Here is a 16,191-nt window from a genome sequence, read left to right on the forward strand (position 1 = left end):
GGATACCTTTCTGCGCATTTTTGTCTACGAAAAGGTAGAATTCCTTTGTAGCAGTCCTGCCAGGATTGAGGGCTCCAATGTTCTGTAGGGCATTTGCCTCAGAATCAAGAGAGAAAGGATATTGAGGCACAACTTCGATGTCAACATTGTCAGCCTTATCCCCTCCGATGTTTTCTACCTGAACGGTCAAAGTCAGATATTCTCCTATTTTTGCAGGATAGGGATTTGTTTCGACTATTGTAACTTTCAGATTGGCTCCTCCAACAGCTGCAGAGGCAGGAGCTACAAAGAGCAAAGAAATCAAAAGCAAGGAAAAAAGAGTTGCTACAGTAATCTTTTTAATCATTTCCATATACTTGCACCTTCAATTGTATTGAATTATTCCATCTCTTACCAGGACAACTCTGTTAGCATATTTTGCAATTTCAGGGTCATGTGTAATGATTACCACTGTTCTCTCTTCGTTATTCAAATCCATAAATATACGAAGGATTTCGACTCCTGTTCTGGAGTCAAGGTTTCCAGTCGGCTCATCCGCAAGAAGGACTGCAGGATCATTAACAAGTGTACGTGCAATTGAGACTCTTTGGGACTGACCTCCTGAAAGTTCTCTTGGACTATGATGCATGCGGTTATAAAGTCCCATAATTTTAAGAAGTTCTCTTGCACTCCTCTTTGGATCAATATTGATTCTCAAATTAGCAAAGGGTGGGAGCAAAATATTCTCAAGGGCAGTCAGGCGCGGAACAAGATTAAAAGTCTGAAAAACAAAACCAATTTCAAGCCCCCTAAGGCGTGCAAGCTCTTGATCTGACACTCTATTGAGGTCACAACTTCTTACAAGAATGTGCCTTTCAGTAGACTTATCAAGGCAGCCTATAAGGTTCACAAGAGTACTTTTTCCTGAGCCTGATAGGCCCATTATAGCCAGAAGTTCTCCTCTCTCAATTTTGAGATTGACGTTTGAGAACACGGGAATTTCCAGACTCCCGAGTACATAGCTTTTTCTGACATTGGAAATCTCGACAATAGGGAATCCATCCTCAATTAAACTATTTTTGATAATATTCACATCCCCCTTTCCCAAAGTTGCTGAAATGTTATGAAAGAATCACATTGAATAATTTCAACGTTTTTACTCATTATGTAAAACAGTACATTTTAACTTATGCTTTCCCAATTTTCGACTAAAGAGACAATTTAAGGGCATGCCGCTACTGATTTCTATCTTTGAAAATAGGAGTTTAAATATAAATTTTCAAAACTGATCCTCTATATACTGTTTTGGACTTTTTGACAAATCTTTTCGGTATAAAACGCTTCTCTTTACTAAAAACTGTTGTAGATGAAATCCACTAAAATAGAGGCAGTGAGAACAGATATCTGTACTTATTTCATGAGAGGAGAGGCTTTTCCCAGAAAATTTATAACTTCGCTTCGAAACTTTCCTTCACAAACTTGTACTGTTCTCTATACGGATATTTTCCAGAAAGTTGATCACAGAGTTGAAATTGCTGCAGCAATCATTTTCAAAATTTCTGTACTAAGCCTAAGAAGACATTTAATTATTTAGATCAAAGTGAAAATAAATTCTGTACTTTCTAATCTAATATAAGTGTAAAAAATATATACATGTTCATGAAATCTCAACTCTAAAGATTTAAGAAGTATAATTCATAAGGAGATGATTTTCTATTGAGCTTATATAATTTAGTATATATAGCTATATACAGTCACTGTTAGCTAAAATTTCTAACGGTAGATCCTGAAATAAGAGGAAATCCACCGTATGAATTTTACTAAGTGGCTGACCGTAGCCGTGCGATTTGGAGGCTTGATAGAAGAAATTATATCAAGATTGAACAGCGGTTGCAAATAAAATTGCTATCTACAGTATGCAAGTATCGATTTCGAAAATACAAAATATGGAGGGAATAAACATGGCATTTCCACAAATTGTCTTTGGCTTCGGCCTTAACCAGTGCTTTAACTTTGTAAACAACATCGGCTTCTTCTTCCAGTTCTGTTAAACGAGTTTTTAAAGCAGAAGTGCAAGAGGTCTCTGCAGCTAAGGGCCAGGATATTATATATCCAGACTGCAGAAGCCGGGGTATAACGGAAGATGAACAAATTCAGTAAAATATTGGGGAAAGTGATATTATGACGTTCAGTATTTTCTATTCAACAGTCTGCAAAGCTTATCAGGCTGAAGTCTTCAAATTCTTCTACTGCGATTAAGCAGGAATGCTAATTAAGCTGTGAATTAAACGGTCTCTGCAGGGAAAGACCATAAGGTCTTATATTTCCCGCTTGCAGAAATCCAGGGTATAACGGGGATGAACAAATTCAGTAAAATATTGGAGAGAGTGATGTTATGACATTCAGCATTTTCTATTCAAAAGTCAGCTATTGCTATCAGGCCGAATGCTTCAAATTCTTTTACAAAGACTGCTGCTAATCAAGCTGTAAATTAAATGGCTTCTGCAAGCGGGAAATATAAGGTCTTATATTTCCCGCTTGCAGAAATCCAGGGTATAACGGGGGACGAAAAAATTCAGTAAAATATTGGAGAGAGTGATATTATGACGTTCAGTATTTTCTATTCTTTGGTCAGCAAAGCCTATCAGGCTGAATGCTTCAAATTCTTCTACTGCGATTAAGCAAGAATACTAATTAAGAGATGACAATAACAGATGAAGTTGTCTGCTTTTCAGGCAACTTCGTCTTTCCAAAAGAAATGTGATACTGCCACTTTTTTACTTCTTTTTTATTTTCCTACTATTTTCCAACTATTTACTCTTTCGGAGGCTTCTACAGTTTCAAATGTACTTTTTGAAATATGGGGTAAGAAACGGTGTAAAATTTAAATTTGCTTTTAAAATGTCGAAAATCGGGATAATATAATATTTTTTGAATGTTATGGTCTCTCTGAGAGGGCCTTTATCTCCGAAAAATTAAAATGGAAATTCAAGAAACGAGATGCTCGGAAATCTTATATAACTGTTGCAGCAAAAGCTTCTGTCTATAAATACTAAAAGACTATTATTTGTAAGGAGTTTTCGTTCTTTACATTATATCTAAACTTAAAGTATACTTTAGTATTGATGCTCCTAGATAATTTATTATTGGAACAATTGTTTACTAATAATTAGAAATTTTTGTATTATCAATTCCAACAACTACAAATCATCCAGCTATTCGATATAATATGCTCTAAATTCATAAATTTTTTAGCTGGAAGTCTGCAAGATTATTTATACTTACCTGTAGTCCCAAAAGTAAATTCCTGGGAGTAAAGCTTGGGAGTATGATATAAAATGGATATCTAAGGGGGTTTGGCGAAAACACATACTATCCGAAGTGATCCATAAACCGAGTTAAATTGGCAGAAGATACGTCAATTTTAATTGAGGAAGATGAATTGAAAAAAGATAGCTTTGAAAGTAGATAAATGGAGGAATTTATAATGTCAATGTTTTATTTGAGTTATACAAAAATCACCCTATTTATAGAGATAATAAGGTTTAAACTGATGTATACCGACGGCCATGGCTTTGGTGGCTTTGGAAGATTCTCCAGATGAAGTAGATCTCAGGTGTTTACTAGTCAGTTACCAATCTGAATGATGTACCAATACAGGTTTAGACTACATGCTCATGCATGTGACCTGTATCATTTTTTCTTAGTAAATGTGATTGGATTTAGGTTCTTTCTAGAGAAGATACTACAAGGATTAATCGAACAACCATAAGAGTTCAGCCGAATGGATCCTTTACATATCAGCTCTATTTTTGTATTTGAGAATCAATCCAATAGGAGATAATTTAGGCGGAGGAACTGAAACTTAAAATCTACTTTTAAAATTAATTAAAAAATTATACAGAATAAAGGGAAATTAAAATTTTTAAGGGGAAAAGGATTTAATCTTTTAAAATGAAAAGAGTTTAAATATTTAAAATGAAAAAGATTTTAAATTTTCGATTAAAAAGTAAATGTTACTAATTTTGGAAGATTAATTAGATAAAAAGCCTTTTTACAGATCCTGTTATAAGCATTTATCCTTGAATTTTAAATCCAGGTACATAAAAGAGATATTAATTTGATTTTGTAGAAATTCTAGAATTCACAGCATTCGAATCATTTTTAAATTTAATTTTGAAAGTAAATTATACGATTAATTTAATTGTCACCGGCGGTTGTGGAAAAATCGGCGGGATAAAAAACTAGTTCGAGCCTATCTGGCTGAAGAAAGTATGGAAGGCACGGAAATCTCTTGTGCCCATTTGCCTTTTATTTCCTTTTTCCAGGATGTAGCTGGTTTCAGACAACTTCATACCTTACAGCCTTAAGAGCACGGAAAAACTTAATATAAACTCTGAACCAAGGAAATCACCTGTGATCCTAAAACTGCGTGCCTTCTTTTTTGCCCATTTTCCATGTTTTTAGTGGTTTACCTCTAAGTTTAAGACCTGGGTAAAGGAGCCCTGGTTTAGGTCTAGGTAAAGGAACTCTTGTTTATACTATAACTACAGCTTTAAACTTTGGAGTTTAAAATTAATTTGATAATTGAAGCTTAGATAGACTTCTGTAAAGCCAGTAATTTAGATTCTCAGGAATAATGTAACCTAAGTTTCTTCCTCTAATCCGAAGCCTCAGGGGAGAAGTAGTTGACGCCTTTATATGAACGAAACCGGAAAAATGAAGTCTTGAATTAAGGGGGAGTTCCCAGGCCGGTACCATATTTCCAATTTGATCCGAAAAAGAAAAGATTCAAAGCAACCCTGTAGAAAACCGTTATTTACGTAATTGTATAGGCACTTTACTGTGTTTTGTTAAAGCTTTAATGAGGTTATCCTCATTAAAAAGCCAGGGCTGTAATCCAGAGTCGTTAAAAAAATTGGCTATATATTTAGAATTTTCTCTTTAAATAAGAACTAGGATCATGAATTCACGTTTAATTTGAGTAATAATAAAAATTGCCTGTCTAACAGGCAATTTTCATAATCTTCAGGATAAAAAATCGAAAAGAAATAAGTAAAGTTGAGTAACTCATATATCCACTTTGTTAAACCTCCACATAGCAGCAGATAGCATTACAAGGGCAAAGAAAATTAGGCCAAAGAAAGACACGGCTATATCGACTGGAGTATAGATATAGTGATTCCCCATCACAGAGAAATTGGTTCCCAAAGCAAAATAACGAATTCCACCTGCCAGAAGGGTCAGCGGGTTAAACATTGATAGAACCTTGAGGAAAGTAGGAAAGCCGTCAATAGGATAAAGGGCGCTACTTACGAAGAAAATGGGCATACTAATCAGGGTGAGAATAGACTGCATTCCTTCCGGATTTTCAACGGTAATTGCAATGGAACCTGACAGGAAAAGGAAGCCCAGAGTAAAAATCGTCACCAGTAACATGATACCCACGATTGCGATAAGAGTTTCAATGAGGGTATACCCCTTAAAGAAGTCCATTCCTACAAGTTTTCCGAATCCTATTATTATGAAAGTTTGAAAGAGGGCTTTAGTCACACCGGAAAGTCCAACACCGAGAATAATATGAAATCTGGGAACTGGACTTGCAAGGGTTTCCCGCAAAAGGCTGAACTTTTTGTCAAACATAAGGGTAGTGCCTCCAAACAAACTACTGAACAGCACATCCATTGCAATTATTCCTGCACCCATATAGGTAATATACGCGACTACGGGAACGCCGGGTTCATTTGGAACAAGTGAAGTTAGTTTGTCAAAACTATCTGACATGGCAAGCCCAAAAAATGCCAGCCACATCACAGGCTGGATCATTGAGGTGATGAGTACCGATTTGTATCTGAAGTACTTCACCATCTCCCTCCAGTATATGGCAAGAAATTCGAAGCTCATTCAGAAACCACCGCCATTTCTATTCCTTGCTGTTTTTCATTTTCATCGCCTTCCCTTAACCCGTGCCCTGTGTAATGAACAAAAACATCATCCATTGACGGTTTTTTAATATTTACTATTATAATCTCTATCCCCTCTCTCCTAATTTTCTCCATAACTTGAGGAAGCACGTGAGTGACATCTTCCCCTATCATAACTCTCAGGGACTTCGTATCTTCTGTTACGCTTTCCACCGACCTGAGTGACCTTAAAATCTCTGCAGTACGTTTATTATCACTGGTTTCCAAATAAATAAGGTCTCTACCAAGTTTATTCTTTAACTCATTCGAGGTTCCGGTTACGATTATTTTCCCATGATCAATTATGCTTATTCTGTCACTCAACTGATCGGCTTCTTCCATATAGTGTGTTGTCAGGAATATGGTAGTGCCCTCTCTCTTAACCTCTCTAAGATATTCCCACATTCTCATTCTCGTCTGGATATCGAAACCTATCGTTGGCTCATCAAGGAAAAGGACTGCAGGTTTTGTCATCAATCCTCTTGCAAGTTCAAGCCTTCGCTTCATACCACCGCTCAGATCTTTTCCCAGGGTATCCTTTTTACTTTCCAGATCTGTCAGCTTTAGAAGTTCTTCGATGCGTTTATTTCTTTCTTTTTTCTTCATTGAATAAATCCTGCCGTGATATTCAAGATTCTCAGATACCGTCATTTCATGATCGAGGCAAAGCATCTGGAAGACAATACCTATTGACCTTCTTACGGAGTTTGGCTCCGTTGCAACATCGTACCCGTTAACTCTGGCTTCGCCTTTCTGGAGTTTCCGGAGTGTCGTGAGGATATTAATAACGGTACTCTTTCCCGCTCCATTTGGACCAAGAAATGAGAAAATCTCTCCCTGTTTTACAGTAAAACTGATATTATCGACAGCCTTCAAAGAACCGTATGAATGCTCAAGATTATTTACTTCTATGACATTTCCGGTCATTCGTAAATCAACCCCTTCCCTCTACCGTATCGTATTACTCCTGTCATTTATATTTGACCCCAATATTAGACCCTTATTTCAAGTGGATATAGATTTAGTAAGTAGTTTATTGAAACTATTGAGTTTGAACAAATATCTTGATAGTTTTACACAAGTAGTTATGCCTCTGATGGTTTATATAAATAGGAAATAAAGTTTCTAAACTAACCTCTGAGACCTTGTTTGTTTTTCGTTTAGAAGTTTCTAAGATACCTGATAAATTGCCTGGTTCAATTTTATTTATTGAAATATACCCCTGATAATTTTCTGCTTTTGTTTTCTATTAAAAAGTTCTTTCTTTGCTACATTGTAAATAAAAATTGAAAAAAATATAAGAAAGATATCTTTATATTATGGAACCTGTTCGAAACAAGAGTTAATTAAACTAGAAGTCAGACTTTTACTAAAAAATAATTACGGCTCTATTTTTAATGTTACTTGAATAATTATAGTTCTAGCTTACATATTTTCAGGTTTATGAGGAAGATACATATAAATATGTTAATTTGTGATGTTATTTTGGGGTAAGTAATGGCAGATATTTTGAGACTATCATAGGTTATTAGTGTATATCCTGACGATGAATTCGAAAACCTAGAAATAAAAGTAATTCTTCCCGGAATAGAAAAGAAAAATATTACCTTTAAGATTACAGAAGACGGCTTTTACGTAAAAGCCACCAAAGAAGGAGTTGAGTATGAAGACAGTTACGCAGTCTGCTGCCCTGTAAGCCCGGAAAAAGCAGTAGCTAATTATTCAAACGGTGTACTTAAAGTAAAGGTACCTTATTAGCAGTCTTTTGAGAAAGCAGTGGATGTTAAAATCGAATAAGGGGGAAGAGATTTTACGTGAGGCTTCTTTAAGAGGAGAGAGAGTACTATGGAAAGTGCTGTACCCAGAATATTGAAAACTCCAATACTAGCAATGTATCATGATGATAAACACCAACATCTTACAATAGAAGTTGAACTACCCGATGTAGATAGTGAGAATATCACGCTTATGATGCATGAAAACAGCTTTTCTCTAAAAGCGTTAAGTAAAACCGTAGAGTATTTAGGGTCTTTTTTTCTGGACGGGCCTGTAGATCCCGAAAAAGCAATTGCAGTCAACGATAGAGGAATGCTTACTATCAAAGTTCCTTACAAAGAGAGTTTTATGTGTGCAAGGTATGTTCCGATTGAGTAAGGCAACGAAAAGAACAGCTTTATCGTAAAATATTTCTAAAAAACTTAATTTTATATCCTATTAATCTTTATTATATTTTTATTTAAATTAACAAAGACCATTTCTACTAATACGTTTGCGTAGAGGAGATTTTATGAAAATAATAAAATGTGGCGATTTGGGGTTCAAGTGTAACTTTATGGCTGCTGGCAACGAACTGGAAGAAGTTGAAAATGCTATGTTAGATCATATAGAAAAACAACATAAAAAAGAGCTTCAGAATATGTCCGAAGACGATATTCATCATCTGAAGCACCGAATATCTACTCTTTTGGGAAGAAGCTGTGGTTGTGGAGCTCTGTAATACGATAATATGAAATAATATTTTGAAAAACGAAAGTTTAACCTGGGCCTCTAGGCAAACTTTCTTTACAGTTTTTTTTAACAATTATGAATTTCATTCAAGGATTTCACTATAAAATCATACTTAGGAGAGAATGAAATCGAAATTGGCTAAAAAAGTTTTGAATAAACTGATCTTAAGTAATCAGTTTTGAATAAACTATTTTTAAGTAACCGGTTTTGAATAAACTATTTTTAAGTAACCGGTTTTGAATAAACTAATTTTAATAAAACTTTTTAACGAAAATAGGTTTGAACAGCTCAGGAATTCAATAATTAGCTTCAAATCTTAGTCATGAATTCAGAACCCAGAGATAGTAATTAAGTAGCCTAGCGAAGCTAACCCACGGGATATAAGGCAATAGTAGATAAAAAGTTATTTTTGAAATTTCCCTGAATTTCAATATTGTCAGTCAATGTTGTCAGGATTGCAATCCATAGAAAAATAATTTCCACAAAGGTGTAATAAGGTGATCTTAGCTCAAAGAAGAGAAAAGACCATAGAACATTAAGGCTTAACTGAATGCCAAAAATAAGCAACCCAATTTTTATCTCCTTTTCTTGTAGCCCCTTCTTCCAGACCAGATAAAGTGAGATTCCCATAAGTATATAAAGAATAGTTCAGACCGGAAAGAAGACCCAAGATTGAAGAGTGAAAGTTGGCTTTTCTAACGGAAAATACCATTTCTCAAGAGATGATGCTGTAAATATCGAGCCTATTGCTCCTGCAAACTGGCAGAGCAGCACACAGACCAAAAACTTAAAGAGATTCACTCTTTTCGCCATATGAAACCTAGAATCTATCTATGTTTCAATCTGTATGAATGTTATTGTTGAAAAAACTTTACATCTTTACTCAACTTTTTACTTCCATTTTGGCAAATACACTTTGCCAAAAGAATAAATCAAAATGCGCTAAGAAAAACTACTCTTTTTGGAACTGTTTTAATGAACTTTATATAGATGGGATTAGAAATATATTCAACGAAGTGGGGATATAATTTGAAATTATTTCCAAAGATACTACCACATAATCGATACTCTTACAGTTCTATATTTCATAAATGTATAAGAAAGTATATATACTATTAAATAGGTAAAAGGATACCTAATGCCTAGTTAGGATGGAAGTTAAATGGTGCAGATAAAAAAGTGTACAACCAAAGAAGATGTTTTAGAGGCTGTAGTTGAGAGAGACGTGAAGTTTATCCGGACCCAGTTTACGGATACACTTGGCATCATCAAGAGCTGGGCAATCCCTGTTGAACAATTGGAAGAAGCCTTCGAAAGCGGGGTAATGTTTGATGGGTCTTCAATACAGGGCTTTACAAAGATTGAAGAATCTGACATGAAACTTGTGCTTGACCCATCTACTTTTAGGATCCTTCCTTGGAGGCCTACAACCGGCGCAGTATCCAGGATCCTTGGAGATGTGTATCTTCCTGATGGTCGACCATTTGAGGGAGACCCCAGATATGTTCTTAAGAGCGCAATTGAAGAAGCCAAAAAAATGGGTTACTCAATGAATGTAGGCCCTGAATTGGAATTCTTCCTCTTCAAACTTGACGCAAATGGAAATCCAACCACAGAACTTACTGACCAGGGAGGATACTTCGATTTCTCACCTCTTGACCGTGCACAGGATGTACGTAGAGATATCGACTATACTCTCGAACGTATGGGCTTCCAGATCGAAGCTTCTCATCACGAGGTGGCACCTTCTCAGCATGAGATTGACTTTAGATTCGGTGACGTACTGAGTACCGCAGACAATGTTATAACTTTCAAGTATGTGGTAAAGTCAATTGCATATCACAAAGGATATTATGCCACCTTTATGCCGAAACCTCTCTTCGGGGTAAATGGCTCAGGCATGCATACTAATCAGTCCCTTTTCAAAGACGGCAAGAATGCATTCTATGATCCAGAGAGTACAGATCAGCTTTCTCAAGAAGCAATGTATTATATTGGTGGTCTGTTGAAACATATTAAGGAATTCGCAGCCGTTACAAATCCTGTTGTTAACTCCTATAAGAGAATTGTACCCGGATATGAAGCACCGGTTTACCTCACTTGGTCTGCAAAGAACAGAAGTTCCCTTATCCGCATTCCTGCAACCCGTGGCAATGGGACAAGAGTTGAACTCAGATGTCCAGACCCATCGTGTAATCCGTATCTTGCCTTTGCCCTGATGCTTAGAGCCGGGCTTGACGGCATAAATAACAAGATTGATCCAGGAGAGCCAACTAACACTAATATTTTCCACCTTACGGAAAAAGAACGAGAAGAAAAAGGTATTTGCTCCCTACCTGCAGATCTTAAAGGGGCAATTGATGAGATGAGAGGCAGTGAATTCGTAAAAGAAGTGCTAGGAGAGCACGCCTTTAATCACTACCTCTCTGCTAAAGAGATGGAATGGAACGAATACAAAGCAATTGTCCACCCATGGGAACTTGATAAATACTTACACATGTTGTAAGTATAACAGAAATACCTCGATCATCTAGATACCAAAAAAATTGGCCTGGGTAAAGTTAAAAAAGTTCGTTTTAGAAGATACACTCCCTTCCGGGAAGTGTATCTCAATTTAGGAAAATAGTTCAGTGAATTAGGTAAAAATTTCTCTTTGTATTGGTATTACTTATATTCTATGAAGCTTCTTTCTATTCTCCAAGAGTAAGGCCCGATATAGATATTAATATAAAAATGCTTTCCTTATGGAAACCTGGGCCTTCAACATTATTACTTTTTCTCAAAGAAATTAACTCGGATAGATACCACAGGGAAATAGCACTGAGGTCCCGAAGATGAGAGCAGGGTACTCTGTTAAAAAAATATTATTAAATAAAATTGCAAAAGGATTATGAAAAATTAAAAGGTTAAAACATCGTGCTTCGTAGGATTAACCTCAAGAACCGTTAACCATAAAAAAGAAACATATATATATTGTCAAATAGGTACTAAATTACTTACTTCCCTTAGTGGTGACCCTCTCGATGTATGACATGAAGTAGAACCATATGTGGAAGCGTTGCTATATATTCACATTGATTCAATAATTTACATGAAACAAACTTAGTTAAAAATCCATAAATTATGGAAATTGATATAAAGTTACCCCTGAAATCCAGTTTCTCAGCTGGCAAGTTTTTTGAACTAATTCTCAAAAATGAGCCACGGAAATAATTCAGAAATTATTGATGAATATATTACATTACATTCATCCCTATCCATTTTTAGAGTGATAAAAATGTGTGGAATAATAGGCTTTATAGACCGAACAAAGTCCAGAATGGACGGGTCGAGCATAAAAGCCGCCCTCAGCCTCATGAATGAAAGAGGCAGTGGAGACGGGGCCGGCTATGCTGCATATGGAATTTATCCTGAGTATGCAGACTACTATGCTCTTCATGTTTTCTTTGACAATCTAGGTGAACCAAAAAAGAAGGTAGATGAACTCCTCCAACAACTGGGAGAAATTGTTCACCAGGAAGAAATCCCGACCACCCCACAACCGGGCATAAAGAAAGTACACATTCCCTGGAGATATTTCTTTAAGCCCTCAGAAGACCTGATGGAAGGAAAGATGGCTTCTGAAAATGATGTTGTTACTTACATAGTCATGGAAGTAAATGCCAACGTAAAAGGGGCTACAATCTGTTCCTCCGGAAAAAATATGGGAGTCTTCAAAGCTTCCGGCTGGCCTGAAGATGTGGCAAACTTTTACAGAATTGAAGATTACAAGGGATATATCTGGCTCGGCCACAATCGTTATCCCACAAATTCTCCGGGCTGGTGGGGAGGCGCTCATCCTTTCAACCTGCTTAACTGGTCAGTGGTACATAACGGAGAAATTACCTCATATGGCACAAACCAGCGCTATGTCGAAGGATACGGATACAAGTGCTCCCTGTTTACTGATACAGAGGTTGTAGCCTATCTGTTTGACCTGCTTGGAAGACAGCATGGACTTTCGTATGAAATGGTTGTCAAGGCTCTAGCTCCGCCTTTCTGGGATGAGATAGACCGGATGCCTGCAAAAGAAGCAGAATTGAACAAGGCAGTTCGCCTTACCTACGGGTCTGCCCTCATGAATGGGCCCTTTGCGATCGTAGTCGGGACAGAGAATGGTATTGTCGGTTTTACTGACAGGATTAAACTGCGCCCTCTGGTAGTTGGTGAGAATGGAAACCGGCTCTACATATCCAGCGAAGAAGCCGCAATAAGAGTACTTGACCCAGAAGTTAAGAACGTATACACTCCCAGGGCAGGAGAACCAATTATAGGGAGGTTTATTGAATGACGCTCGGAAGTGTGCCCCCAAAATTTAAGGTCAATATCGATCGTGACCAATGCATGGACTGTGGACGCTGTATTGAAAATTGTTCATACGGCGTGTACAGAAGAGAAGGCGACAAAATCCTGATAGAATCCAGGAAATGTACAGGCTGCCTTCGCTGCGTTGCCATGTGCCCCAGGGATGCAATCACGCTTACAGAGAAACCTATAGACTACCGCAGCCATCCGCTCTGGACCAGAGAGGTCAGAGAGGATATTATTAAACAGGCTCGTAGTGGAAAGATCATCCTTTCAGGAATGGGAAACGCCAGAGATTTGCCAGTTGTCTATGACCGCCTTCTCCTCGACGCCTGCCAGGTTACAAACCCGAGCATTGATCCCCTGAGAGAACCAATGGAACTCAGGACTTACATTGGAAAGAAACCATCCAAACTCAAGTTCAAAAAGACCGAAAGTGGGGATGTAGAGCTGGAAACAAAACTTGCCCCAAACCTTAAGCTTAATACCCCGATCATGATTGGGCACATGAGTTTCGGAGCTATCAGCCTCAATTCTCAACTCAGCATGGCAAAAGCCGTAACAGAGCTCGGGACTTATATGGGAACAGGAGAGGGAGGGTTGCACAAAGATCTCTACCCTTACCAGGACCATATGATTGTCCAGGTTGCTTCAGGACGTTTCGGTGTAAACATTGATTACCTTGAAAGAGGCGCTGCCATTGAGATCAAGATTGGTCAGGGAGCAAAACCGGGTATAGGTGGACACCTGCCTGGAGAAAAAGTAAATGAGGAAGTCTCAAGAACCCGTATGATTCCTGTTGGCAGTGATGCTATTAGCCCAGCTCCTCACCATGATATTTACAGTATTGAAGACCTTGTTCAGCTTATTAGAAGCCTGAAAGAAGCAACCGAGTGGAAGAAACCGGTCTTCGTTAAGATTGCAGCCGTACATAATGTGGCTCCAATTGCTGCTGGTATTGCCCGTTCTTCTGCAGATGCGGTGGTAATCGATGGATTCCGTGGCGGTACCGGTGCAGCTCCCAAAGTCTTCAGAGACAATGTGGGAATTCCAATTGAAGTTGCAATCGCAAGCGTTGATCAGAAACTCAGGGAACAGGGCGTAAGAAACGAGATATCAATTATTGCAAGTGGCGGGATAAGGAGCAGTGCAGACCTTGCAAAGTCAATTGCTCTCGGAGCAGATGCTGTTAATATCGGGACTGCTGCCCTTGTCGCTCTGGGCTGTAGGGTCTGCGGCAATTGTTATAGAAACCTTTGCCCCTGGGGTATTGCTACCCAGCGCCCAGAGCTTGTGAGCAGGCTTGATCCGGAAAGAGGAGCAATTCAGGTCTCGAATCTTATTAAGGGTTGGACTTACGAACTCAGTGAACTTATGGGTGCAGCGGGAATCAACAGTATAGAAAGCCTACGTGGCAATAGAGACCGCCTGCGTGGGTATATGCTGGACGAACAAATGCTTAAAATCCTTGATGTACTGCCAGCGGGGGCCTGATTGAAATGAAGACGGTAAAAATTGATGCCAGAGGTATGCATTACACCCCCTTAAACCAGAAAATCAGGGCTGCGATTGCGGATGGAGCAGAGGAAATCATACTCGACAACGTACTCGGACAGCGCTTTATAGGTGACGGGCTTAGAGGCAATGTCTGCATTATAGTCAATGGGGTTCCCGGAGGAGATCTGGGAATATTCATGAGCGGGCCGACCTGTATTGTACATGGAAATGCTGAACATGCTCCGGGAAACACAATGGATAGAGGAATGCTTGTGATTCACGGAAGCGCAGGAGATGCAGTTGCTCACAGCATGCGGGGAGGTAAAGTTTTTGTAAAAAATAATATTGGCTATAGGGGCGGCATCCACATGAAACAATACGAAGTGGAAGCCAGACCTATACTTGTTGTAGGCGGCACAGCCCACTCCTTCCTCGGTGAGTATATGGCAGGCGGCCTGGTGCTCGTGCTCGGTATTGGCAAGGATAAAGCCATGACAGACAGGGGTATCGGAAGCGGAATCCATGGTGGGGAAATTATCATCCGCGGGGAAGTAGATGATTACCTGCTTGGAACAGGAGCCAAGAAATTCAAGTTTACCGAAAGTGATCTTGAACGCATTGCCCCAATTATAAAGAGTTTCTGCGAGCAGTTTGGGTATGACGCCGCAGAGTTCCTGGACACAAACTACACAAAGATCGGACCTGCAAGCAGCCGGCCTTTTGCAAGCAAATATGTATGGGAGTGATCAGAAATGGCAGAACAGAAACCAATCAGCAAAAGTTACCTTGACCTTAAGTCAAAAGTCTGGGACGAAGGCCTTTGCTCAGGCTGCGGGGCCTGCATTGCAGTCTGCCCTGCTGATTCCCTGTACTTCGAAATCGGCGGCGATTCCACACATCCAAAAAGCAACAGCTACTGTAAAGCCGCTGTTGACAGCGTTCCTTGCGGGGCCTGTTATGAGGTTTGCCCGAGACTTGATGAGCAGCCTTCAAGCCTTCTCGGTGACTATCTTGAAATCACTACTGGAAAAGCCGAGTTTGATGTCCCGAGAAAACAGAGTGGAGGAGCAGTCACAGCAATTCTTGCAAACGCCCTGGATACAGGTCTTGTAGATGCTGTAGTTACGGTTACAGGAGATCCCTGGACCCTCAAGCCACATTCAATGGTAATTACCAAGAGTGAAGCCCTTATCGGTCAGGCAGGAAGCCGTTACAACTGGTGGGTTCCTCTTGTTTCTTCTCTCAAGGAAGCGGTTGTAAACAGGAAGTACAGGAACATTGCAGTCGTCGGAGTTCCCTGCGTTGTCCAGGCCGTTCGCAAGATGCTTGAAACCGACCACCAGCTTGTGGGCCCATACAAGAAGTCCATTCGCTTCGTTTTAGGCCTTTTCTGCACGGAAAGCTTCGACTATGAAAAACTTATTACAGGCAAGCTGAAAAGCGAGTACGCCCTCGAACCTATGAAGGTCTGCCGCATTGACGTTAAGGGCAAGCTCGAAATCACCCTCAATGACGGGATGCAGTATGTAATTCCCCTTACCGAACTTGAGGACACTGTCCGCCCAGGCTGTGGCGTTTGTACAGACTTTACCGCCCTAAAGGCTGACATTTCAGCCGGCTCGGTCGGAAGCCCTGATGGCTACACCACTCTTGTTGTCCGCACTCTTGTAGGACAGCACGTCCTTGAAAGCGCGGTTGCTAACAAGAAACTGCGCACAGGTGGAGAAGTCGACACTGGGATAATTGAAAAACTTGCTAAGAAAAAGCTTAAAAGAAAACCGGAATTAAAACGGGAATAATTACTTCAAAACAGCTTTAGATGGAGTCTGGCTCCATCATTTACTTCTTTCTATTTCTTTTTTAGTTTTTTTCCTTATTACTTCATATCTAATCTTACTGC

At 39.1% G+C, this 16,191-nt stretch carries 13 protein-coding genes and 1 pseudogene; 8 read left to right on the forward strand and 6 right to left on the reverse strand.

Annotation, left to right across the window (positions count from 1 at the left end; genetic code table 11):
* The 4 genes from BP621_RS00975 to BP621_RS00990 all read right to left on the reverse strand — a co-directional run.
* The coding region (locus BP621_RS00975) for a CARDB domain-containing protein (RefSeq protein WP_292387393.1) at window positions 1–352 on the reverse strand (352 nt) is incomplete at its 3' end.
* 12 nt (window positions 353–364) lie between these two features.
* Entirely contained in the window at window positions 365–1,072 is a 708-nt protein-coding gene (locus BP621_RS00980; protein ID WP_292387395.1) for an ABC transporter ATP-binding protein, read from the reverse strand.
* A gap of 3,977 nt (window positions 1,073–5,049) precedes the next feature.
* Entirely contained in the window at window positions 5,050–5,883 is an 834-nt protein-coding gene (locus BP621_RS00985; RefSeq protein ID WP_292387397.1) for an ABC transporter permease, read from the reverse strand.
* Complete coding sequence (locus BP621_RS00990) at window positions 5,880–6,869, reverse strand: ATP-binding cassette domain-containing protein (RefSeq protein WP_292387398.1); 990 nt, start codon at window positions 6,867–6,869, stop codon at window positions 5,880–5,882. The genes BP621_RS00985 and BP621_RS00990 overlap by 4 nt, the downstream gene beginning before the upstream one ends.
* A 918-nt stretch (window positions 6,870–7,787) precedes the next feature.
* Here BP621_RS00990 and BP621_RS01000 point away from each other — a divergent pair.
* Together BP621_RS01000 and BP621_RS01005 are read left to right on the forward strand one after the other, a co-directional pair.
* Complete coding sequence (locus BP621_RS01000) at window positions 7,788–8,096, forward strand: Hsp20/alpha crystallin family protein (RefSeq protein WP_292387401.1); 309 nt, start codon at window positions 7,788–7,790, stop codon at window positions 8,094–8,096.
* A gap of 133 nt (window positions 8,097–8,229) precedes the next feature.
* Window positions 8,230–8,439 (forward strand): DUF1059 domain-containing protein, encoded by a 210-nt coding sequence (locus BP621_RS01005; protein WP_292387403.1) that lies wholly within the window; start codon window positions 8,230–8,232, stop codon window positions 8,437–8,439.
* A 331-nt stretch (window positions 8,440–8,770) separates the two neighbouring features.
* On the opposite strand, the gene BP621_RS17025 is transcribed toward BP621_RS01005, so the two are convergent.
* Together BP621_RS17025 and BP621_RS01010 are read right to left on the reverse strand one after the other, a co-directional pair.
* Window positions 8,771–8,839 carry a hypothetical protein gene (locus BP621_RS17025; protein WP_349682034.1) on the reverse strand — a complete coding sequence of 23 codons (69 nt, stop codon included), beginning with the start codon at window positions 8,837–8,839 and terminating at the stop codon, window positions 8,771–8,773.
* Window positions 8,817–9,188, reverse strand: a pseudogene (locus tag BP621_RS01010) (TspO/MBR family protein). Before BP621_RS01010 ends, BP621_RS17025 begins: the two are co-directional and overlap by 23 nt.
* On the opposite strand from BP621_RS01010, the gene BP621_RS01015 reads away from it, so the two are divergent.
* From BP621_RS01015 to BP621_RS01040, 6 genes are all read left to right on the forward strand, one after another.
* Window positions 9,130–9,267, forward strand: a complete 138-nt coding sequence (locus BP621_RS01015; RefSeq protein WP_292387475.1) for a hypothetical protein — start codon at window positions 9,130–9,132, stop codon at window positions 9,265–9,267. The pseudogene BP621_RS01010 and the gene BP621_RS01015 overlap by 59 nt on opposite strands.
* A 345-nt stretch (window positions 9,268–9,612) precedes the next feature.
* Window positions 9,613–10,956, forward strand: a complete 1,344-nt coding sequence (gene glnA / locus BP621_RS01020; RefSeq protein WP_292387405.1) for a type I glutamate--ammonia ligase — start codon at window positions 9,613–9,615, stop codon at window positions 10,954–10,956.
* A gap of 771 nt (window positions 10,957–11,727) precedes the next feature.
* The gene (locus tag BP621_RS01025; protein ID WP_292387406.1) at window positions 11,728–12,780 is read left to right on the forward strand and encodes a class II glutamine amidotransferase; all 1,053 of its coding nucleotides are present in this window, start codon (window positions 11,728–11,730) and stop codon (window positions 12,778–12,780) included.
* Window positions 12,777–14,288: a glutamate synthase-related protein gene (locus BP621_RS01030; protein WP_292387408.1), complete on the forward strand. Its 1,512-nt coding sequence runs from the start codon at window positions 12,777–12,779 to the stop codon at window positions 14,286–14,288. Before BP621_RS01025 ends, BP621_RS01030 begins: the two co-directional genes overlap by 4 nt.
* Window positions 14,289–14,293: 5 nt before the next feature.
* Window positions 14,294–15,037 carry a hypothetical protein gene (locus BP621_RS01035; RefSeq protein ID WP_292387410.1) on the forward strand — a complete coding sequence of 248 codons (744 nt, stop codon included), beginning with the start codon at window positions 14,294–14,296 and terminating at the stop codon, window positions 15,035–15,037.
* Between the two features lie 6 nt (window positions 15,038–15,043).
* Window positions 15,044–16,090 (forward strand): Coenzyme F420 hydrogenase/dehydrogenase, beta subunit C-terminal domain, encoded by a 1,047-nt coding sequence (locus tag BP621_RS01040; RefSeq protein ID WP_292387412.1) that lies wholly within the window; start codon window positions 15,044–15,046, stop codon window positions 16,088–16,090.
* The last annotated feature ends 101 nt before the right edge of the window (window positions 16,091–16,191 follow it).

The organism is Methanosarcina sp. UBA5, assembly GCF_002505485.1.
Classification (GTDB): domain Archaea; phylum Halobacteriota; class Methanosarcinia; order Methanosarcinales; family Methanosarcinaceae; genus Methanosarcina.